Raw genomic sequence first — 21,662 nt, forward strand, 5'->3', positions numbered from 1 at the left:
TCTAATCAATAAACTTAGAACGTTGGCAACTTTTATGTTAAGATGTTGTAAGTTTACTATAAACAAACTTAATTTGTAGACGCTAATTAATTATGAAAAATCTATCTAAAAAACAAAGTCAAGCTCTCTATACTATAGCGGGTATAATAATTGTAGCTATCATCTGCGCTATAATTTTACAATTTTATAACTCGAATAATGAAAAAAAGATGTTTGCTGCATCTGATATGTACCAAAGAGCTCTGATTGCAAACGAAAATCCAAAATCTCCGACAAGTATAAAGATATCAAAATTTGAAGAGGTAACAAAAAACTATTCAAATACTAGCTTTGGAATATTTGCTAGTTGGCAATTAGCAGATTTATATATGGCTCCAACAGATCTAGATACTAAGAGTTTCAATATTAATATATCCAACCTTCCTAAAGCTATTGATGTATTACAACAGAGTGTCCAAAGCAACCCTGATGATAGCTTAACTGATATTACAAAAGTTAGACTTGCTAAACTATACATATCCAGTAATGACCCAGATAAAGCTATCAGTACGCTTCAAAGCATTAACTCTCTAGATAGCAATGCATACCCGTTAATGTTATTAGGCGAAGCTTATAGTGAGAAAAAAGATAAAGCTAAAGCATCAGAAGCTTGGAACAAAGCTCTAAAAGATCCTAACAGTTCACCTGAATTCAAGCAAATAATTACTCAACTTCTAAATAACGCCAATTAATCATGAAAAAATTATTTCTAGTAATAGTTCCATTGCTACTATCATTATTAGCTACTAGCTGTTCTACAAGTAATGTTCCTCCACCAACCCCGCTTGCTGAAAAACCTCCTAAGGAAGCAAAAGTAAAAGTTAAATGGAGTAGAAAAACAGGTAATGGCAACGGTGGACTACCCATTTATAATGTATCCCCTACTTATGCAAATAATACAGTATTTGTCCCCAACCAAAACGGTGTAGCCTATGGTTTATCAATTACAGACGGTAAAATAATTTGGAAACATGATACTGGTACCATACTATCGTCACAACCAAACACGATAGCAAATGCAGTAATTTTTGGGTCTGTAAAAGGTGTATTAACTGCTGTTGATCAAAAAGATGGAAAAATACTATGGCGTACTGATGCTCCAAGTAGCATTTTTTCTCAACCAACAATATATAGTAATCATTTATATACTCATACTCATGATGGTTCCGTAACATCTTTTGATGCCACAAATGGATCCAAAGTATGGAATGTAACGAATAACATACCAGAGATAACTCTACCAAGTGACTCATCGCCCATCATACTTAATGACACCGTGATGGTGGGGTCTGCTTTTGGTACAGTATTAGGCTTCACTTTAGAAAGTGGCGATAGAACTATTAACCTACCTGTTGCCATAGCACATGGCTCGTCCCCAGCTGACAAAATGGTTGATATTACAGCTAATCCAATGCTATACGGTAACTACCTAATTTTCGCTGCTTTTCAAGGAGCTATTGTAGCTCTAGATAAAGATACTGGCAAAATGCTTTGGGCAAAGAAAGCCTCTATAATCAATAATATGGCTATCAACAACGGTGTGATTTTCACAGCACAAGCCAATAGCGAACTCAAGGCTTATGATATCCAAACAGGAGATACTGTCTGGACCCAAAGTACACTAGAATGGCGTAAAATAACTGCTCCCATTTATTACAAAGGTTTAATAGTAGTTGCTGACTATCAAGGCTTCCTACATTTCTTTAACTCATTGAATGGAGATTACTTAGGTAGATACAAACTTACACCTAAAAGTGACTTTTTTGATTATGGAATTTCAGGACAGCTAGTTCCAACTGAAAAAGGTATACTGATAGAAGCTGACAGTGGAACAACATACTTAGTCGATGCTCATAGTGATAGAGTTATTTATGAAAATATCCTTGGCGACTACAAAGTCAACAGAGGCAAAAATGTCAAAGTCATATATCCTCTAGAGCAACCAAAATCAGGCTCTATTGAAAGCTCTCCAAAAGCTCTACCAAATAAAAAGGTAGACTCTAATAAAACCAGCAAAAACGACACTAGCTCAAAGTCTGCTACTGCTACTGCTACTGCTACTGCTACTGCTACTGCTACTGCTACTGCTACTGCTACTGCTACTGCTACTGCTACTGCTACTGCTACTGCTACTGCTACTGCTACAAACACTAAAGATATACAAAACCCAGCAAATCAAGAAATGATAAACTCAACCCCGGTATTAAATACCTCAACAAAGGCTGAGAAAAATGAAAATACTGACTCTTCAATAGCTGAAGGAGTTGTTACATCTAACAAAGTACAACCTACACCAAAAGGTAAAAATGCTACTATAATTATTGGTGATTTTAGTAAAGGCGACTCTGACTAATGTATAAAGGTATAAGACCATCAATTTTTATTCTAATACTAATGGTTTCACTAGGACCTTTTGGCGATACTATTTATGCTCCTGCGTTACCAGAGATCAAAACTATTTTAGGTACTGATTATCCACACGTACAACTAACCATCACTTCTTATTTACTTGGTTACTCAGTTAGCCAACTTCTATATGGTCCATTTTCAGATAGATTTGGACGTAAGCCTGTAATGCTAGTAGGCTCAAGCTTTTTTATCATTAGCTCAATAATATGTTTACTTAGTACAAATATTGATACTCTAATTTATGCAAGATTACTACAAGGGTTTGGTGCCGCAGCTGGAGGGGTTATAGCAACAGTCGCTGTTAAAGATGCTTTCAAAGTTAATGAACAGGGTGCTATATTTGCTATTATGAATATCGCTTTTGCTTTAGCTCCTGCTTTTGGTGCTGTCTTAGGAGTATTTCTTAGTCCTAACTTAATTTTTTGGATCCTACTAGTCGCAGCTACATTATTATTTATCAAAGTAGCACTTTTTTTCCCAGAAACTGTCAAGGAAAAAAACATGGATGCACTGACTATCAAATCATTCTTTCAGAACTACTTCTCTCTTTTTAAGGATCATCAATTCTTCTTTGCAACCTTTGTATTAGGAATAAATATTAGTGTGATATACGCATGTTTAGTTACAGCTCCAGATATATTTATCAATATATTGAAACTTGAAAAAGCTAATTTCCTATACTTACTTACAATTATGGTTACAGCAGTAGTATTAGGATCAATTATTTGCTCAAAATTAAGTCGCGTAATAGCATACAAGCATCTAGTTAATTTTGGTATGCTTTGTACTTTGATATCAGGAATACTCTTTATTTATGCCTTCCAAAAATTAACAGGACTAACTCTTTCTATAGCTTTAACCGGTGTTCTTTCTCTCACATTCATAGGTGTATCATTCAGTGTACCCTTATTAACACCAATAGCATTAGAAAACTTTACTACTACTGCTGGTGCTGCATCTTCAGTTATGGGGTTTATGCAGATGGGCATCGCCTCAATCACAACTGCTGTAATTAGTCAAATCCATTTTGGTAGTGAATTTACTTTAGCTTTTGCTTTTGTATTGCTACCACTTATTGGACTAATAATATTCTTCCCTTATAGTTGTTACTTCCTTAAGAAGTAAATATCCAAAGCCTTTATAGTCTTAGGCTTACGAATTAAAATAATTATATGATAGAATCTACTCTAAGTAATATATTTCAAATATTTAATAATTTATAAATGCAAAATTATAATGCTAAATCTATCGAGGTCCTCACAGGATTAGATCCTGTAAAAAAAAGACCTGGTATGTATACAAATACTGAAAACCCGAATCACCTTATACAAGAGATTGTTGATAACAGTGTTGATGAGGTTCTAGCGGGACATGCCAGTAAAATAAATATCACTCTATATAATGATAACAGTATAGAAGTTGCTGATGATGGTCGAGGTATGCCTGTAGATATTCATCCTGAGCATAAAATGTCTGGGATTGAGCTTATTATGACCAAACTACATTCAGGTGGTAAATTTAGTAACAAAAACTATACTCACTCAGGCGGTCTTCATGGAGTTGGGGTGTCCGTTGTCAATGCTCTGTCAAGCAAACTTGAAGCAGAAATCAAACGTGATGGTAATGTTTATCAAATAACTTTTGAAGATGGCCTAAAAACTAAAGATTTAGAGATCATTGATAGCGTTGGTAAAAAGAATACTGGTACTAAAATTAGATTTTGGCCTAACAAAAAATATTTTGATGATATCAAAGTTAATATCAAAGCTCTTAAAAATCTCTTGGAAGCCAAAGCAATACTATGTAAAGCACTTACAATTAAATATTTAAATGAAATAAAAAAAGAAAGAATCACGTGGCATTTTGAAACAGGGTTAAAAGGTTATCTTGATCATAAATTAGAAGCTGAAACACTTCCTCTTGAGCCTTTTATGATAGATAATTTTTCAAATGGTGATTCTTATTTAGATGCTGTATTTTGCTGGTGTGAAGACCCTTTAGAAAGTATCAAAAACAGTTATGTTAACCTAATTCCAACACCGCAAGATGGTACACATGTTACAGGTCTGAAAAATGGAGTTTATGATGCAATTAAGGCGTATATTGAAAAAAACTCTCTTGGAGCAAAGAACATCAAAGTTACAGCTAATGATTCCTTTGCTAAATTAAACTACGTAATATCAGTAAAAATAACAAATCCTCAATTTGCAGGACAAACAAAAGAGAAACTTTCCAATAAGGATGTAACATCATTTGTAGCCACTGCTGTCAAAGACTTACTAACAATATGGCTAAACCAAAATCCTGAAGAAGCGCGTCAAATTATTGAAAATATTAATAGTGTTGCTCAAAAAAGAATCAACGCTGATAAAAAAACAGCTCGTAAGCGTATTATGAATACTTCAATTCGGTTACCCGGCAAGCTTACAGACTGTATTAGCTCTGATGTTAGTTCTACTGAACTTTTTATAGTAGAGGGTGACTCTGCTGGAGGCTCTGCTAAACAAGCTCGTGATAAAAACTTTCAAGCCGTCCTACCTCTTAAAGGTAAAATCCTAAACAGCTGGGAACTTGATGCAGATACCATTATGAACTCTCAAGAAGTTCATAACATCGCTACAGCAATTGGTGTTGACCCAGATAGCGATGACATTTCGGGTTTAAGATATAATAAAATCTGTATACTCGCCGATGCTGACTCTGACGGTCTGCATATTGCCACTCTTTTATGTGCCATGTTTCTTAAACATTTTAGAAAACTTATTGAATGTGGACACATTTATATAGCCCAACCACCACTATTTAGAGTTGATATTGGTAAGAATACCTTTTATGCTCTTGATGAAAATGAAAAAGAAAAAATCTTAGCTGAAAATTCTAAACTAACTGGCAAAATAAATATCATGCGTTTCAAAGGTCTTGGCGAGATGAATCCTATCCAATTACGTGAATCTGCAATGGATGTTTCATCGAGAAGACTTTTACAGCTTACAGTTTCTAATACTTTTGATGATGCTGAAATTTTAGATATGCTTTTGGCGAAAAAAAGAGCCAAAGACCGTCGTGATTGGCTTGAAAATCATGGTGATAAAGCTGAAATTGAATAAATTTTGTAATTTATTTACAAACTTCAGCTAATCTTCCTGTCATCACCCCTAAGATAGCATCATCTGTTTCATTCATTCCTTTGCCCGTAGCCAATATTGCAATATTTTTGATAGTATCTTCTACATCATCACCAACAATACCGTCATGTGGAGTTACCGTATTACCAAGCATTGCAGCATTTACAGCATCAAACGCTGCATATACGGAGTTTGCTATCTTAATAGAGCATGATGAATTAGCGCCATCACACATAATACCAATAATTCCTGCTAAGGCATTAATAATAGATTTCTCAACTTTTTCTTCCGATAGTTCTAGCATCATTGCAAGACCACCAGCAATTCCTGCTGATGCGCACGTAGGACCACATAACGCAGATAGTCTACCGATACGTGACTTTATATAAACCGTTGATACAATTGCAAAAAATAAAGCTTGATAAAGCTTATCTTGAGACTTACCTCTTGACTTAGCAAATTCGATCAATGGTAAAGATAATGTTAAACCTATATTACCACTACCCGCAGCTGTCATCACAGGCAAAGCCGAACCGCCCATCCTAGCATCACTTCCAGCCGATGCTGCAGCTGCCGCACGATTACGGATATCATCACCATAGAAACCGTTATCAATTCCTGAACGAATATTTCTACCTGTTTGGATACCGTACTGATGAGCTAAGCCTTCATTAGATATATTAGAATTATCTTTAACAATTTTATCTAACATATCACTAATTTTAGATGTATCTAATTGTAATGCGATTCCATAAATCTCTTTAATTGAAAATTTAGAAATTATTTCATCAACAAGATTACTCTTATTATCTTCATCATTAACTTCATAAATAACTTCATCATTCTTTTTGATTAAAGTAATATTTGTATGTGTATATTTAAACTCAACCACAACCTTATCTTCGTTGTGATATGCTTCTATACGTATATATAGTTTTACAGGTACAGATGCATTAAACACTTTAATGCAATCTTTATCTAGATATTTTTGTACTTTTGGTAACTCTGCATCAGTCACTCCAGAAATAACCATAAGCTCTTTAGCTGCATTGCCTGCGATTGTACCCATTGCAACAGAGGCTTCTATACCAATCATTCCACCACTATTCGGTACAGTTACGCTTTTTACATTTTTAATCATATTACCAGAGGCAAAAACATCTATCCTATCAGGTATATGCCCTAGCACATCTCTTGTTTTTGCAGCACAATACGCCAAAGCAACTGGCTCCGTACAGCCTTCTGCTGGCACAACTTCTTTGTACAACAAATCTATTAACTGTTGTTCTCTACTCATCTCTGCGACCTCCTTTAGACTTAAAATCTACTTTTTCCCATTCAAAAAAACTACCTGGATCTGTTTTTCTACCAGGAGCAATATCACTATGAGCTGCGATATCAATCAAGCTTGGATAACTTTGTTGTAAATCTTTTAATAAAATATTGAGCGACTCATATTGCTGTTGACTATACAAACTACCATCAGTGCCTTGCAGCTCTATCCCTATCGAAAAATCATTACATCCTTCTTGACCATTGAATTGACTTACTCCAGCATGCCAAGCCCTATCAGCCACGGATACAAACTGTATTACATCACCATCTCTTCTAATATAAAAATGTGCTGATACCTCAACACCTTGCAAACTCAAGAAGCTCTCATGTTGCTTACAATCAAGCTTGTTGGTAAAAAGCTTCTCAACATTAGTATTATCATACTCACCTTCTGGTAAACTTATACAATGTATAACTACTAGACTGATGATACTACTATTAGGCCTTTGATTGAAATTTGAGCTTTTTATACACTTAGCCTTTTTATACCAGCCCTGATCAAACATCTTAGTATTTAAAATTACTTACAATAGTATTATACTTTATCAACTAATTTGGTAATTTTGAATAAATTTAGCTATGAAATGTCTTGATTGTAAGCTTGCAAAAAGAACTTTTTTATACGGTATCGTAACATTAATCGTTGTATCACTCAGTTATAGCTTCTTAGATATAAAAGTAGCAAACTTTATACATACTAGTGACTTTTTTGGCACTGGAATTAGTACAATAGCTGCTATGACATCTAAAGTATTCTCGCCTAAGGTTTGGGCTATACTTGCAATTATAATAACTCTAATTTGCATATATAAGCATATAACCAAAAACCCTTCAGAGAAGCTTTATATTATGTCATTAACCTTGATAATGACTATTTTAATCACCACTATAGTCAAAGTCATATTAGCAAGGTATAGACCAGAAATGTTACTCTTTGACAACAGATATGGTTTTCACTTTTTCTCTTTTAAAAAAGCTTATAATTCTATGCCATCTGGTCATACAGCATTAACTTTTGCTGGCTTACTTGCGATAGCCAACTTTTTTGATAAAAAATTTATCACTGTCATAGCTTTGGTAATATGCTGTTTTGTTGCTGCTAGTAGAATTATTATATTAGACCATTTCATTTCTGACGTAATTCTTGCTGGATACATAGGTATTTTTACCTACTTATGGTCAAAAGCATTTGTTGAAAACAAAAGATTGAACAAATAATCAATTTATATATTCTTTGAAATAGGTCAAAGCTTTTCTATAAACCTCTTGCTTAAAGTAAACCACATGATTTATTGGATACCAATAACTTACCCATCGCCAATTATCAAACTCAGGCGAGTCGTTAGCCTCCAAGTTAATATTATTTTCTGAAGTTTTTAACCTTAGTAAAAACCATTTTTGCTTCTGCCCTATACATACTGGCTCACGACTTCTTACCAACGAATCAGGAATGTCATATTTAAACCAGTCTCTAGTAGATGCAATCACTTCAACATCATGAGGACGTAAACCTATCTCTTCATACAATTCCCTATACATCGCTTGTAAAGGCGTCTCACCTACTGCGACTCCACCTTGAGGAAATTGCCATGAAGTTCTACTCTTTCTTTGACCCCAAAACACTCTATTTTGTCTATTTAGTAAAACTATCGCTACATTTGCTCGATACCCACTTTTATCTATCATTATTCAAAGAAAACTATCTTCTTCCTAACCTTATTGTAAACTAATTTTTGTAAGTTTGATAATTTATAATTATATTTAGTTCATAACAATAGCTTCCATAAATATTAATAAAATGAGCATTTTTTGATTCTTTACTTATCTTCATCAGTCAAATCATTTAACATAGTTATTAATACTCAGATAAACACTCTTAAAATAGTGATTCCGAACACTCTTAGTAATTGCTTTTTTATACAAGCTAAACAAACACCTAATAATATAGCTATTACTGATGAAAACATTGAGCTTACATATCAGCAAACAGCTAACCAAATTATAAATCTAGCGAGATACTTGTCAGAAAATGGCTATAATCATAATAGTATAATCTCTATATATAGTTCAAAACGATATGAAATTATCATTGCCTTTTTAGCAGTATCAAGTATAGGAGCAAGTTGCGTACAGTTAGATAAATCATTTCCTTTACCTTTGCTTAAAGATATTATTAACGATACAAACCCAGACCTAATCCTATGTGATGAGATACCAGATATTAAATCAGTTAAATGTATAAATTATATAAGTATCATCTCAAAATGTGATGACTCTAAGATTCAAGTACCTACTGATATAAACATAGATCCAGAAAAAGATTTTTGGCTAGTATACTCATCGGGTACTACAGGTAAAAATAAAGGAATTTCAATATCTCATAGAGCAATCCTAGAATCATATAAGATTAGAGAAACTATCAAACCATATGATAATAGTAGTTCGATTGGTTGTAATATTTACTATCTCTGGGAAGCTTTTAGACCTTTATTAAAAGGTGGAAGAACTAATATAATTCCAGATACAGTTCTTTATGATTTTAAAGCTCTTGCAAAATATATCAAAAACAAGAAGATTAATGAGATTCTTTTTACACCTTCGTATCTTGAAACTTTATTATCAACCTCTGAAGATACTGCTATAGAAATATTTCATGATATTGATACCTGCTGGTTAAATGGTGAAGTAGTTTCTAGCTGGTTACAATACAAACTAGAAAAATTCATGAGCTCCACAAATATATATAATCTGTATTCCATATCTGAATGTCACGATGTTGCAGTATACAAATTACACCCAAATGATAAATATTTAGAAGAAGATGGCATTGTACCTGTTGGTCATGTACTACCAAAGGTTGATGCTGTCGTACTTAATGAGAATAAAGAAATAGTTAAGAATGGTCAAAAAGGAGAAGTATATATCCATTCTATAGGATTAGCTAATGAATATATTAACAGGCCTGATCTGAATGCAGAAAGATTTATCTCTGCAGCAAATAGCCCTATCAAAAAGCGACTTTATAAAACTGGAGATTTTGGTAAGCTCTCAGATGATGGACAATTAATAACAATATATGGTCGATGTGATTATATTATCAAACTAAGAGGCTATACCCTTTCACTACCATTTATTGAATCAGTTATAAAAGATAAACTCGACATAATGCACTGTATAGTCGATAAAACTGGTGCTACAAGAATGTCAGAATCACTGATTGCATATTTAGAGATCCCCAAAGAGAATCAAGATACTTTTCGCCAACAGTGGAATCTAAAAGATAACAATAAGCCTTCTAAAAAGCTACTAGACAAAATTGCTCCTCATCTAGCTCACTACATGCTCCCTAAATATATTGTTCTACTCGATGAAATACCTCTTAATAGATATTCAAACAAGCTTGATAGAAATAGTATCAAATATGACGATTTAATCATTGAAACTCAAGAAGTTCAAGCAATCAATAATTTGCAAGAATATAAAAGATTATGGTCAAATATCTTAAATATATCTGAAGATGATATATCTCTAACAAGCTGTTTTTTTGAGCTTGGTGGATCATCCTTATCTGCAATGTTACTTATAAGTAATCTAAAAGAGTTTGGCTTTGATATTAGTATCAGCAATTTTGTTGAAAAAAGTTCTTTGCAAGATAGTTATAATCTAGTAACAAATAATCAATCCTCAACAAAACAAAAGATAACCCAAGAGATCTTAGATGACATTAATAAATTTACAACCACAATAAAATCAAATATTTGCGAAGATTTACCCTCTACAAATACTGGAAATATCTTATTGACAGGCACAACAGGATTTTTAGGTTCTCACCTTCTAGCTCACTTAATATCAAATGATGAAATACAAACAATTTACTGCTTGGTAAGAGCTACAGATGAAAATCAAGCGAGACAAAGAGTCGAAAAAACTCTTGAAAAACTTAACGTTAAAACAAACTCAAAAATAGTATATTTAAATGGAGATATTACTAAAACAAACTTTGGTTTAGATAGTAAAAAATGGTTAGAACTATCTAAAGAGATAAATACTGTTATTCATACAGCAGCGTCTGTTAACCTACTATTACCTTATAATGCTTTGAAACCAAGCAATCTTGATGGAACAGCACATTGTATTGATTTTTGTCTTACGAATAAAAGTAAACATTTAATATACATATCCACTAATGGAATATTCCCATTACATCTGAATAAAATTTTTGATGAATCTAACTCCATTGATTGGATTGAATCACTAGAGTCTGGCTACTCACAAACAAAGTGGGCAGCAGAAAAACTCGTTCATAAAATGATTGAAAAAGGTCTTAATGCAAGTGTTTTAAGACTAGGAAATCTCTCACCTCAAACACCTAGCTATATAAACAAATCCGATACGAACTGGTTACTACTAAAAGAAATAATTACCCAGAAGAAAATACCTCAAAATATAAACTTAGAAATGACTCCAGTAGATAATGTAACTAAGATTGTAGAACATCTTATATTGACTAAACCAGACTACAATATCCTTAATATTACTAACAAAATTTTTCTTAACGCAAACATATTAGCTAAATGTTTCAATTATGAAACTATCGAATATAATAATTGGCTTGATACTATTATAGATGATTCAACAAAGTTCTTAGCAAATGATAAGCTAAACATCGACTCATCAATATGTAACTATGATAGAACTAATTACCAAAGAATCATGAAAGAAATCAATATCAATTATCCAGAAATAACTGCTGAATATATAAATAATATTTTTCTAGGAGGTAAAGATGAGCTTACTTACAAATAAACATGTATTAATAGTCGGTGCCTCTAGTGGTATGGGTAAAGCTATTGCTAATGCATGCAGAGAAAAGCAAATGAAAATATCTTTATGCTCGCGTCGTGAAATTGATATTCAAGGTGATAATGTATTTTTTCAATCAGTAGATATCCAGAATTTAATTCAAGTAGAAAGTTTTATAAACCAAAGTATAGATAACTTTGGTGAATTTGATTATGTCATTAACTGCGCAGGTGTTATGTATTATCAATGTATAGAGAATAGAAATTACCAAGAATGGATGACTACAATAAATACTAATGTCATAGGATTCGCTAATCTTTTATACTCTGTACTACCATCACTAATCAAAAATAAAGGCATGCTAATCAACATAACATCTGATGCTGCTAGGCAAGCCTTTCCAGGTCTAGCAATTTACTCAGGTTCAAAGGCTTTTATGGAATATACACTTAGAGCAATTCGTTTGGAGTTAATTGATAAAAATGTCAGAATTATCAACATCCAGCCTGGTAATGTTGCTACTCCACTGCAAAACATGTCTACAGATAGTGAGGCTGTCAAAAAATATGCTAGCGATGATTCAGATAATTTCATACAGCCACAACAAATAGCTGAGACAATAATTTTTGCGATGAATCAACCTAAAAATGTTGCCATAAATGAAATACTAATAGAACCTCAAAAAGAGCCTATCAGCGGATAACTTCAAACTATATAAACATCTATACTTGTAATATTTCATTCAATTAGCTAATGTATAGATAAATTATTCTTATTCTCAGGTTTTTTAGTTTGAATTTTAAAAAACGAGCTTTTCTATTTGGCTCGCTGTCTGGAATATTTTGGGGGCTTGACTATACATTAGCAGGACAAGTTCACACACTTCTCACAATGACTTTTTTAGTTTCAATGTGGCTTACATCCATACATGATTTGGGAGTTGCAGCAACTGTTAGTGTCGTATCAAAATCATCTGTAAAAAAAGTTAAAGATCTAAAGCTTTGGCAAATTATAAGTATATGCTGTATCCCGCTTCTAGGTGGACTTGCAATGACTATGTACATGCTTTCGACAAGAGATATCTCTACTGGGACGGCAATCATAATATCATCATGCTATCCTGCTGTAGGAATGATAGGCGCGAGAATCTTTCTTAAAGAAAGCTTAACTCCTCTGAAAATATTAGGATTTATAATTGTTTTAATTGGTATTACCCTAACAGCATATAATGAATTATTTGATCAGGCAAATAGCATTATAGGTCTTAGCTTTGCAATTTTAGCAGCTATTTTTTGGGGACTAGAAGGAGTTATCTACAAAATGGTGTTGAATGCTGATGTCTCGGCAAATACATTACTTTTTCTACGTAAGATCTCTACAATTATAATATTCTTACCATTCACTTGGATTATAATCGATACAGTTAGTATTTATGTGCTATTACTTATAGCCGCTATTGGTGTTGTTGGTTATATTGCAGATCTAGCATATATGCAAGCATTTAAGTACTCAAATGTAACTTTAGCAATGTCACTAAATATTACTTATATTATTTGGGGGCCTTTATTTGCATTTATATTATTCGATCAAAGTATAAGTATCCTACTTCTTATAGCTTGTGCGATTTTAATATTCATAGGCAATTATCTAATATTTAAATCAAAATCAGTTTACTAAAAAACTGAATTTTCTCCATATAAATAATTAGGTAACTGAAAGGTATAAAGAGCATAACCTCCGACTAGATCAGATGATTGATCTCCTATCGAGATAAGTATCTTATACCCTAGAGATTCAATATAAGCCCTTCTCTCTGCCTTAAAATTTTTAAAGCCCTTAGAATCATATTTTGTCAAGTTATTTGGAAAAACAAATACATCTTCAAAACCCACATAACCAGCATTATGTAATGCCTGTTTTGTCGCTTCTAGATGCTTAGCAATACGCGCACTTATGAAAAATATTTTAAGTCCTTTAGCAAGACAGTAAAGATAGAAGTCTAAAGTAGCCTTGATTGGATAAGCACTAGTTTTTGCAAGTAGTTCATCCCAAATTTGATGATTCTCCTGTTGAGGAAAGCCTACTTCTTTAAAAGGATAATAATGATTCAATGAAGTTTCATCAATATCAAGAACTATGGCATGATTTTTTAATGAGGATTGAGCATCTATTATTTGCTTAGCTTTTTCAAGAATACTGCTTACCTCATCTTCATGAGCTTGACTCTCATAATAAGAAACAACTTGTTCTTGTGTCATATATACGCTTATTTTAGACCTAATTCTTTCAATCTTTCTTCTAGAAATATTCCAGCTTGAGGGTATTTTTCAGATAAATATACTTCTGGTTTAGGGTGTATAAAGCATGGTGTTGAAACTCGATCAAGATTTTCTATTTCACCTTCTGGCTTTACAACTCTATGCTTAGTTGCAATATACTCACCATTAGTCATTTCTTGAAGCATGTCACCAATATTTATAACTAGAGACTCACTATCACATGGCACATCATACCATTGATTAGTTACTGGTGACAAAACTTGTAAACCTGGTGAAGAAGCTATTGGCAACAATGTAATTAAGTTAATATCTTCATGTGCTGCAGCTCTTACTGCACCTGGCTCTTCATCACCTTTCATAGCAGGATAATGTAATATTCTTAACAACGTACTTTCATAAGAAACAGTATCTCTTAATCGTTGTGGTAGCTTACTAGCAACAGCTGGATCCATATGCTCATCTATCCATTCAAGAAGTGTCTCGCCAAGCTTCATCATTTTTTCAAACATTTCTCTAGCTGCACCACTTACTTCCTCAGGATATCGCCCATTAGGAAAATATAAATGATAGAAGTGCTTAATGTCTTTTACTGTTTCACCCTTTGCAACCTCAGAGACATCTTTTGGAAAATATCCATCTTGATTTTCAACATCAAATAAGTATTTATCAGCATCACCTGACTTTAAGAAATCTTGCCATTCATTATATACAGCTTGGATAAGATTCCAATCAATAGGATGAGTCTTTAAAACCGCAAAACCAGTTTCTTTCAAAGACTTTGTAAACTCTTCGGCTGCATTATCTGCATAGTAATCAACGCTACGAATATTCATTTTTACTCCATATTTTTAGAGGGAAACAATTCAAGGACTGCCTTTAATTATATCAATAATACTTTTATGTTTCATTAACTTGATGATATCTTAGATAGGAAAACTTAATCAAATAAACTTCTATAGCTTCTTCTTTATTTTTCTACGCAAATATATCTCTAACTTATCAAGTGATCTTGCAAGTTTTTTACTTATTGCAATAAATGGTAATAAAGCTAATCCTATAAAAAATAATCCTGGTCCAGGAGTAAATAGCATAATTAGACCAAGTATCAAAGCCACAATTGAAATTATTAAAAACATTAATAAAACTAGAGGATTAGATAATTTTTTACGAGAATATCTATGCAATAAATAAAACCTTTTTCCTGGTTTAGCTTTTACTATACTTTTAAGTTTCAGTATCACTTTTAAACATACCTTCTAAGTTAAGCAAATAACACTGGCTCTAATAATTTTAACCTCTTGGATGATGTTTTTGGTATATTTCTTGTAAGCGATTTTGAGATATATGTGTATAAATAGTTGTTGTTGATACATTACTATGACCTAACAATAACTGAACCGATCTAAGATCGGCACCATGATTGAGCAAATGTGTTGCAAAAGCATGTCTTAGAGTATGTGGTGATATATCTGTGTTTATACCCGCAATAAGCGCATAGCTCTTAATACGATGCCAAAAAGATTGACGAGTTATTCTCTTTGAATGTTTGCTAATAAAGACTGCTTTCTCTTTAAAATTCTTTGCTAACGACTCACGCGACTCTTCAAAATACTTGTGTAAATATTCAAGTGCATACTCTCCTATCGGCACAATTCGCTCTTTCGAGCCTTTACCCATGACTTGTATTACCCCGACATTCAAATCAATATCATGAGTATTTAGCCCAACCAACTCACTAACTCTCAAACCTGTAGCATACATAAGCTCTAGCATTGCCTTATCACGAATACCAATATCATCTGTTAAATCAGGCGCTTGAAGTAGCCTTTCGACATCAACTTCTGTCATATCTTTAGGCAACCTTTTAGCTAACTTCGGTAAAGTTAATTTTGTAGTCGGATTAGTAGTAGCTTGTCCTGTCGATATAAGCCAATTATAGAACTTACGTAATGTAGATATCATACGCGCATTAGATCGGCTACTATAGCCATTCTTAGAACGATAAGATATAAAAGCATATAATTGCTCAAAATCAAGACTAATTAATTCTGCTTGCGAGAAATAATTTTGTAAAAACTTTAGATCTGTACGATAAGATGAAATAGTGTTTTGGCTTAAACCGTGCTCAAGCCAAAGATTATCAAGAAAAGCATCAACAGCTGTAGACACTTTTTGATTTTCCTAGAATTATACTTTTTCTTTAATTCTAGCAGCCTTACCGGTAAGACCTCTCATGTAGTATAGCTTAGCTCTACGTACATCTGCTCTCTTCTCAACAGTGATACTGTCAATCAAAGGTGAATGCGTTTGAAAAGTTCTTTCTACACCCATACCTGAAGACATTTTTCTCACTGTGAAAGCAGAGTGAAGACCTCTGTTTCTTTTTCTAAGAACAAAACCTTTAAAAGCCTGAATTCTTTGCTTATCACCTTCTCTAATCCATAGATTAACAGTGATTGAATCACCTGGATTAAATTCTGGAAGATCTGTTCTGATTTGTGACTTTTCTACTAATTCAACAAATTTATTTTTCATTATTTTCTCCTTTTGTGCTTACCATATCCATTTTATAATCATTTATAATTTGCTTATCTTCTTCAGATAGGCATAGGCACTCGATTAAATCTTTACGACGCTCATAAGTCCTTATCAACTTCTGTTTACGCCTCCATTTCGCTATTTCCTTATGATTACCAGATAACAAAACACCAGGTACTGAGTTACCATCAGGCAAAACAGCTGGCTTTGTATAGTGTGGGTAGTCCAAAAGACCATCATAAAAAGAATCCTCAATCATGGAATCCTTGTTACCCAACACCTCTGGCAATAGCCTTATCAGACTATCCATAACTAGCATAGCAGGGAGCTCACCACCACTTAATACAAAATCACCTACAGAGATTTCCTCATCGACATGATCTTGTACAAGGCGCTCATCAACCCCTTCATATCTGCCACAAAGTAGTATCAGTGAATCATTTTGCAAAAGCTCAAGAGCCTTCTCATGATTAAAAACACCACCCTGAGGTGACAAGTATACTACTTTTGCATTATAACCTAAAGTACTTTTTGCTTCTTTAATAGCTTCAGATAAAGGTCCATATTTCATAACCATACCAGCGCCACCACCAAAACTAGTGTCATCTACAGTAGCATGCTTATCTGTTGCATAACTACGAGGGTTAAAATAATTTATAGATATTTTAGAGTCTTTAACTGCTCTAGCAGTAATCCCGAAATCACTTATTGCCCTAAACATTTCTGGAAATATAGATATTATTCCGAATTTCATTTTGAACACCTATTCTAAATCTTCCCTAATTGTATTACCTACAACAAACAAACACAAATATTTGAGAGATAAAATACACTTTGTAGCAATGAATGCACATTGACGATTAGTATTTTATAAAATACGATAGCGCAGTGCTAAGTGATTTCACATACTTTTTCCAACATAAAAAGAATATGTCGCTAATGCTTAGCAGTAGGTAACAACATATTATTAGGAAAGAATTATTGACTAATAATCATATTCCCAATCAACGACTATTTTTTTAGACTCAAGATCTTGGCTAACTATATATTGCTTAACATAAGGAATTAAATATTCACCAGAATCATTCTTACAAACAAGAACCTCGTTGGCTCCAGTTTCAATAATATCAATGACATTACCAAATGAATCATTCACCATATTAACTACTGAGCAACCTATCAAATCCTTGAAATAGGCTTCATCTTCTTCAACCTTAGGTAAGGCTTCTTTTGGTACACCAATTAGGGAATTTACATATTTCTTAGCTACTTCTGCACTATCAACACTAGCAAGTTTAATATACAACTTATCCCCTCTTCTAAAAACACTTTCTTCTTTGAGGGGTTGCCAAATATTATTAGCTGGCAATTGAATATACCAGTCACCATAGCTTAAAAGAGTTTCAATTGAATTCGCCAAAGGATATAAATTAAGCTCACCATCAAGCTTATATGTAGCACCAATCTTAGCTATTTCTACGAAGTCCTGTGACATAAAAGAAAAATTATTATGAAAATGATGCTATTAAGCAACTTTTTTTGCTTCTTTGATTAAGCTAGCTACTCTATCTGAAGGCTGAGCACCTTTAGCAAGCCAAGCTTCAGCTTTAGCTACATCAAGCTTTAATCTTTCTTCACCACCTTTAGCTAAAGGATTAAAGAAACCTAGCTTCTCGATAAATCTACCATCTCTTGGGCTTCTTTTATCAGCAACTACGATTCTATAGAAAGGACGCTTTTTAGCTCCACCACGAGCCATACGAATTACTACCATTTATTATTCTCCGGTTTTATCTTTTTATATTTCAAACTTTTCTTAGCTAAGCTTAGCAGCCATAAACCTAGCAAAAATTATGCAAAAATTTAATAGCAATACTTTAAAGTCTCTTAACCAAAATGTCAATAGTTGACTTTACATAAACATAATATATAATACCCGAAGTCGCTGAATTTAACAAACAACTTGCTTGCGACACTAAATAATAAGCTAAAGCGTTTCTACTAAATTTTATAAAAGATTTTCTAGAAACCTTTTAGCAAAACTAAAAGGGAGAACGAAATGTCAAAAAATTATTTATTCACATCCGAATCAGTTTCAGAAGGACATCCAGACAAACTAGCTGATCAAATTTCAGATGCCATCTTAGATGAAATCCTAAAACAAGATAAAAATGCTCGTGTGGCGTGTGAAACTCTTGTAAAAACAGGCATGGCTCTAGTTGCTGGTGAAATCACAACTTCTGCATGGATAGATATTGAAGAGTTAGTTAGAAAAGTAATTGTTGAAACAGGTTACGATGACGCAAACAAAGGTATCGATGGAAGGACTTGCTCAGTTATAAATGCTATTGGTAAACAATCAGGCGATATTGCCCAAGGTGTTGATCGTGGATCACTAGAAGACCTTGGTGCCGGAGATCAAGGGCTCATGTTTGGTTTTGCGACAAATGAAACTCCTACTCTTATGCCTTCTGCTATTTACTACTCTCATCTACTAATGAAAAAGCAAGCTGAGTTAAGAAAATCAGGAAAACTTGCTTGGTTAAGACCAGATGCAAAAGCTCAGGTTACACTTGCTTACGAAAATGATAAACCTAAATTTATTGATACAATCGTACTTTCCACTCAGCACAATGAATCAATCTCACAAAAAGATCTTCATGATGCTGTAATAGAAGAAATTGTAAAAGAGGTAATTCCTGCTGAGCTAATCACAAAAGATACGAAGTATCACATCAATCCAACAGGTGTATTCTTAATAGGTGGTCCTCAAGGAGATTGCGGTCTTACGGGTAGAAAAATTATTGTTGATACTTACGGTGGAGCAGCTCATCATGGTGGTGGTGCATTCTCTGGTAAAGATCCATCTAAGGTAGATCGTTCTGGTGCATATATGGGTAGATACATCGCTAAAAATGTTGTTGCAGCTGGCCTAGCAGATAAATGCGAGGTTCAAGTAGCATACGCGATTGGTGTGGCAAAGCCAGTATCACTTATGATTAATACATTTGGTACAGGCAAAATTGCTGATAGCAAAATTGAACAACTAGTTTCAGAAACTTTTGATCTTAGAGTCGGTAAGATTATCGAAAATCTTGATCTACTTAGACCAATTTATCGTAAAACATCTAACTATGGCCATTTTGGTCGTGAATTACCAGAATTCTCTTGGGAAAAAATAGATAAGGCAGATAATCTTAAGTCTGCCGCTAAAATCTAATTTATTCTTTATACTCTCTATATTTCAATAAAATCAACCACCTATATTATTAGAATCTATTACAATAATATGACAACACTTTGTGAATATGAAAATGATTATCTTTTTATTAAGAGTTTATAACTAACCTTATATATTATTTATATATTATTTATATAATATTGAGAATAATTATATAAACTCGTATGCCACTATACTCCAGCATTTCTAGTATCTATTTTTCAATCTAATCGAAAATACAAAATAATAGCAAAAAGACTTATATTAGGAAATATAATTGGCTCAATTAGAGACTTTTAAGATAAACTTTTAGAGGTGCTCATAAAACTTCTGAGTTAGACGACTCTAACTAAATTAGATAATTTAATAGTTCGTTAATCACTAAATATTTATATCTTAAGAGTAGTTCCTGAAAGCAACAAGTCTAAATACCCCTTACTTTCTATAAAGTTATAGCATATTTTGGTTATAAAGCTCGTTAAAAGATTATAGACACACCTTTTTGGATATAGTATCAAGGCAATATTACATTCTGTTAGAGCTTGACTACAGAATCTAGTAAATAGCTTAGATATGAACCATCTAGTCAATTATCACTTAAATTATTATGTGCATTAAGAACAAATTTACTAAATAACCTACAACGTTTGATACATAGTTTTAAGACTTATATTTATAAAAGATTAGAGGGAAAGTTTTTGAAAGAGAATACTTAAGAAATATTTATTTAGATTATGCTGTCGTACTAGCTTTATTATATTTTTTCTTTGCTTGAATAAATTCAATTTTTAAATCTTTATACTTTGATTTAATTTCTCTTATATCAGCCTTAGATAATACATTCTCTTTCTTAGCTTTTAAGTATTCTTGCTTAGCACTATACATATTTTTGACATTTGTAACTAACTTAGCGTACATTTCTTCAATACCTAAGTGGAATGTTTTATTCTTTTTAGTTAATGCCTCATCAAGTTTAACCTTTGCTTTTGCAATTTCAATCAAATGCTTAGGCGTAGTTTTAAGATCATAGCACCAACCTATCTTTGCTAATCCAGCAATGAACCATTTAGAAGGATCAAGATCAAACCATCTTATACCATTTCTATAGTCTCCGGCAAAAGCATGATGATAATTATGATAACCTTCTCCACCAGTTACAATAGCTGTTATCCAACTATCTCTAGCTGTGTTTTTTGTAGAGTATGGTCTTCTTCCTATAGTATGTGCTAAAGAGTTAATACAAAAAGTCGCATGATGAACTAATACAACTCTCAATAGGCCTCCCAAAACTAAGAAGCCCAAAGCACTATGCCAAGCAGCAGTTAATGTACCGCCAGATAAGAAACCAAAAACAAATCCAAGCAGCGCAGGTAAACCAAAACATGCTAGAATAGCTAGCACAGTGTAGTTATTGTGCTGATATACCAATGCCTTATCTTTCAATAAATCATTAATACCTCTAATTTCTTGAACATCTGGGCTACTATGTCTTAGCAACCAACCAAAGTGTGAAAACCAGAATCCTCTTGTCGCAGCGTAAGGATCTTTGACAGGATCGTCAACATCTTTATGATGTTTTCTATGATCTGATGACCATTGAATTACACTATTCTGTAATGCTGCAGTACCAAAAAGCAAAAGTGCATAACTTACAATCTTATTAGCTTTGTATGTCTTATGAGACCATAACCTATGGTATCCCATTGTAATACCCACACCCGTAAGTGCATAGAAAACTACAAGACATACATAATCAGCAGTAGTGAACCCAATAGTCATTGCATACCATGGGACAGCGATAATTGTAACCAACGGCAAAAGCAGAAGTCCAAAGACACTCTTCCAGACTATACTACCTTCTTTTTCAATGGTCTGATGTATTATTTCATTATTATTCATTTAGAACCTTTAACC

Annotated in this window: 20 protein-coding genes and 1 pseudogene; 9 read left to right on the top strand and 12 right to left on the bottom strand. The window is 33.2% G+C overall.

Annotated features, from left to right (window positions below):
• The first annotated feature begins 92 nt into the window (after positions 1-92).
• The 4 genes and pseudogenes from FQ699_RS01520 to parE all read left to right on the top strand — a co-directional run bounded on the left by FQ699_RS01520 (position 93) and on the right by parE (position 5,555).
• Positions 93-731, top strand: a complete 639-nt coding sequence (locus tag FQ699_RS01520) for a YfgM family protein (protein WP_146420830.1) — start codon at positions 93-95, stop codon at positions 729-731.
• Between the two features lie 2 nt (positions 732-733).
• Positions 734-1,988: pseudogene (gene bamB, locus FQ699_RS01525) on the top strand (outer membrane protein assembly factor BamB); the annotation flags it as partial.
• 403 nt (positions 1,989-2,391) lie between these two features.
• Complete coding sequence (locus tag FQ699_RS01530) at positions 2,392-3,573, top strand: multidrug effflux MFS transporter (RefSeq protein WP_146420832.1); 1,182 nt, start codon at positions 2,392-2,394, stop codon at positions 3,571-3,573.
• A gap of 98 nt (positions 3,574-3,671) precedes the next feature.
• A complete protein-coding gene (gene parE / locus FQ699_RS01535; protein WP_146420833.1) occupies positions 3,672-5,555 on the top strand; it encodes a DNA topoisomerase IV subunit B in 1,884 nt (627 codons plus the stop codon).
• Between the two features lie 10 nt (positions 5,556-5,565).
• Here the strand turns inward: parE and FQ699_RS01540 are convergent, their stop codons facing one another.
• The gene (locus FQ699_RS01540) at positions 5,566-6,870 is read right to left on the bottom strand and encodes an L-cysteine desulfidase family protein (RefSeq protein ID WP_013922432.1); all 1,305 of its coding nucleotides are present in this window, start codon (positions 6,868-6,870) and stop codon (positions 5,566-5,568) included.
• Complete coding sequence (ampD, locus tag FQ699_RS01545; protein ID WP_146420834.1) at positions 6,863-7,414, bottom strand: 1,6-anhydro-N-acetylmuramyl-L-alanine amidase AmpD; 552 nt, start codon at positions 7,412-7,414, stop codon at positions 6,863-6,865. The genes FQ699_RS01540 and ampD overlap by 8 nt, the downstream gene beginning before the upstream one ends.
• A 73-nt stretch (positions 7,415-7,487) precedes the next feature.
• Here ampD and FQ699_RS01550 point away from each other — a divergent pair, with 73 nt between their 5' ends.
• Positions 7,488-8,126 (top strand): phosphatase PAP2 family protein, encoded by a 639-nt coding sequence (locus FQ699_RS01550; RefSeq protein WP_146420835.1) that lies wholly within the window; start codon positions 7,488-7,490, stop codon positions 8,124-8,126.
• On the opposite strand, the gene FQ699_RS01555 is transcribed toward FQ699_RS01550, so the two are convergent.
• Positions 8,127-8,594, bottom strand: a complete 468-nt coding sequence (locus tag FQ699_RS01555) for an RNA pyrophosphohydrolase (RefSeq protein WP_013922429.1) — start codon at positions 8,592-8,594, stop codon at positions 8,127-8,129. It lies immediately after the preceding gene.
• Between the two features lie 123 nt (positions 8,595-8,717).
• Here FQ699_RS01555 and FQ699_RS01560 point away from each other — a divergent pair, with 123 nt between their 5' ends.
• The 3 genes from FQ699_RS01560 (at position 8,718) to FQ699_RS01570 (ending at position 13,388) form a co-directional block, all read left to right on the top strand.
• The gene (locus tag FQ699_RS01560) at positions 8,718-11,714 is read left to right on the top strand and encodes an SDR family oxidoreductase (protein WP_146420836.1); all 2,997 of its coding nucleotides are present in this window, start codon (positions 8,718-8,720) and stop codon (positions 11,712-11,714) included.
• Complete coding sequence (locus FQ699_RS01565; RefSeq protein ID WP_146420837.1) at positions 11,695-12,414, top strand: SDR family oxidoreductase; 720 nt, start codon at positions 11,695-11,697, stop codon at positions 12,412-12,414. The genes FQ699_RS01560 and FQ699_RS01565 overlap by 20 nt, the downstream gene beginning before the upstream one ends.
• Before the next feature lie 89 nt (positions 12,415-12,503).
• Positions 12,504-13,388, top strand: a complete 885-nt coding sequence (locus FQ699_RS01570; protein WP_146420838.1) for a DMT family transporter — start codon at positions 12,504-12,506, stop codon at positions 13,386-13,388.
• Here the strand turns inward: FQ699_RS01570 and FQ699_RS01575 are convergent.
• The 8 genes from FQ699_RS01575 to rpsP all read right to left on the bottom strand — a co-directional run bounded on the left by FQ699_RS01575 (position 13,385) and on the right by rpsP (position 18,302).
• Complete coding sequence (locus FQ699_RS01575; RefSeq protein WP_146420839.1) at positions 13,385-13,969, bottom strand: HAD family acid phosphatase; 585 nt, start codon at positions 13,967-13,969, stop codon at positions 13,385-13,387. The genes FQ699_RS01570 and FQ699_RS01575 overlap by 4 nt on opposite strands.
• Before the next feature lie 8 nt (positions 13,970-13,977).
• Entirely contained in the window at positions 13,978-14,823 is an 846-nt protein-coding gene (locus FQ699_RS01580; protein ID WP_146420840.1) for a 2OG-Fe(II) oxygenase family protein, read from the bottom strand.
• Positions 14,824-14,943: 120 nt separating this feature from the next.
• Positions 14,944-15,126: a PGPGW domain-containing protein gene (locus FQ699_RS09770; RefSeq protein ID WP_224728109.1), complete on the bottom strand. Its 183-nt coding sequence runs from the start codon at positions 15,124-15,126 to the stop codon at positions 14,944-14,946.
• Positions 15,127-15,280: 154 nt separating this feature from the next.
• Complete coding sequence (gene xerD / locus FQ699_RS01590; RefSeq protein WP_146420841.1) at positions 15,281-16,159, bottom strand: site-specific tyrosine recombinase XerD; 879 nt, start codon at positions 16,157-16,159, stop codon at positions 15,281-15,283.
• Positions 16,160-16,177: 18 nt separating this feature from the next.
• Positions 16,178-16,525, bottom strand: coding sequence for a 50S ribosomal protein L19 (rplS, locus tag FQ699_RS01595; RefSeq protein WP_013922421.1), 348 nt, complete (start codon positions 16,523-16,525; stop codon positions 16,178-16,180).
• Positions 16,515-17,282 (bottom strand): tRNA (guanosine(37)-N1)-methyltransferase TrmD, encoded by a 768-nt coding sequence (trmD, locus tag FQ699_RS01600; RefSeq protein ID WP_146420842.1) that lies wholly within the window; start codon positions 17,280-17,282, stop codon positions 16,515-16,517. The genes rplS and trmD overlap by 11 nt, the downstream gene beginning before the upstream one ends.
• Before the next feature lie 231 nt (positions 17,283-17,513).
• On the bottom strand, positions 17,514-18,023 hold the full coding sequence (rimM, locus tag FQ699_RS01605; RefSeq protein ID WP_146420843.1) for a ribosome maturation factor RimM: 510 nt from the start codon (positions 18,021-18,023) through the stop codon (positions 17,514-17,516).
• Positions 18,024-18,053: 30 nt separating this feature from the next.
• Positions 18,054-18,302 carry a 30S ribosomal protein S16 gene (rpsP, locus tag FQ699_RS01610; protein WP_004287066.1) on the bottom strand — a complete coding sequence of 83 codons (249 nt, stop codon included), beginning with the start codon at positions 18,300-18,302 and terminating at the stop codon, positions 18,054-18,056.
• Positions 18,303-18,587: 285 nt separating this feature from the next.
• On the opposite strand from rpsP, the gene metK reads away from it, so the two are divergent.
• Entirely contained in the window at positions 18,588-19,748 is a 1,161-nt protein-coding gene (gene metK, locus FQ699_RS01615) for a methionine adenosyltransferase (RefSeq protein ID WP_146420844.1), read from the top strand.
• A gap of 732 nt (positions 19,749-20,480) precedes the next feature.
• Here the strand turns inward: metK and FQ699_RS01620 are convergent.
• The gene (locus FQ699_RS01620) at positions 20,481-21,647 is read right to left on the bottom strand and encodes an acyl-CoA desaturase (protein WP_146420845.1); all 1,167 of its coding nucleotides are present in this window, start codon (positions 21,645-21,647) and stop codon (positions 20,481-20,483) included.
• Positions 21,648-21,662 lie beyond the last annotated feature (15 nt).

It is taken from the genome of Francisella salimarina (genome assembly GCF_007923265.1).
In the GTDB taxonomy this organism is placed as follows: domain Bacteria; phylum Pseudomonadota; class Gammaproteobacteria; order Francisellales; family Francisellaceae; genus Francisella; species Francisella salimarina.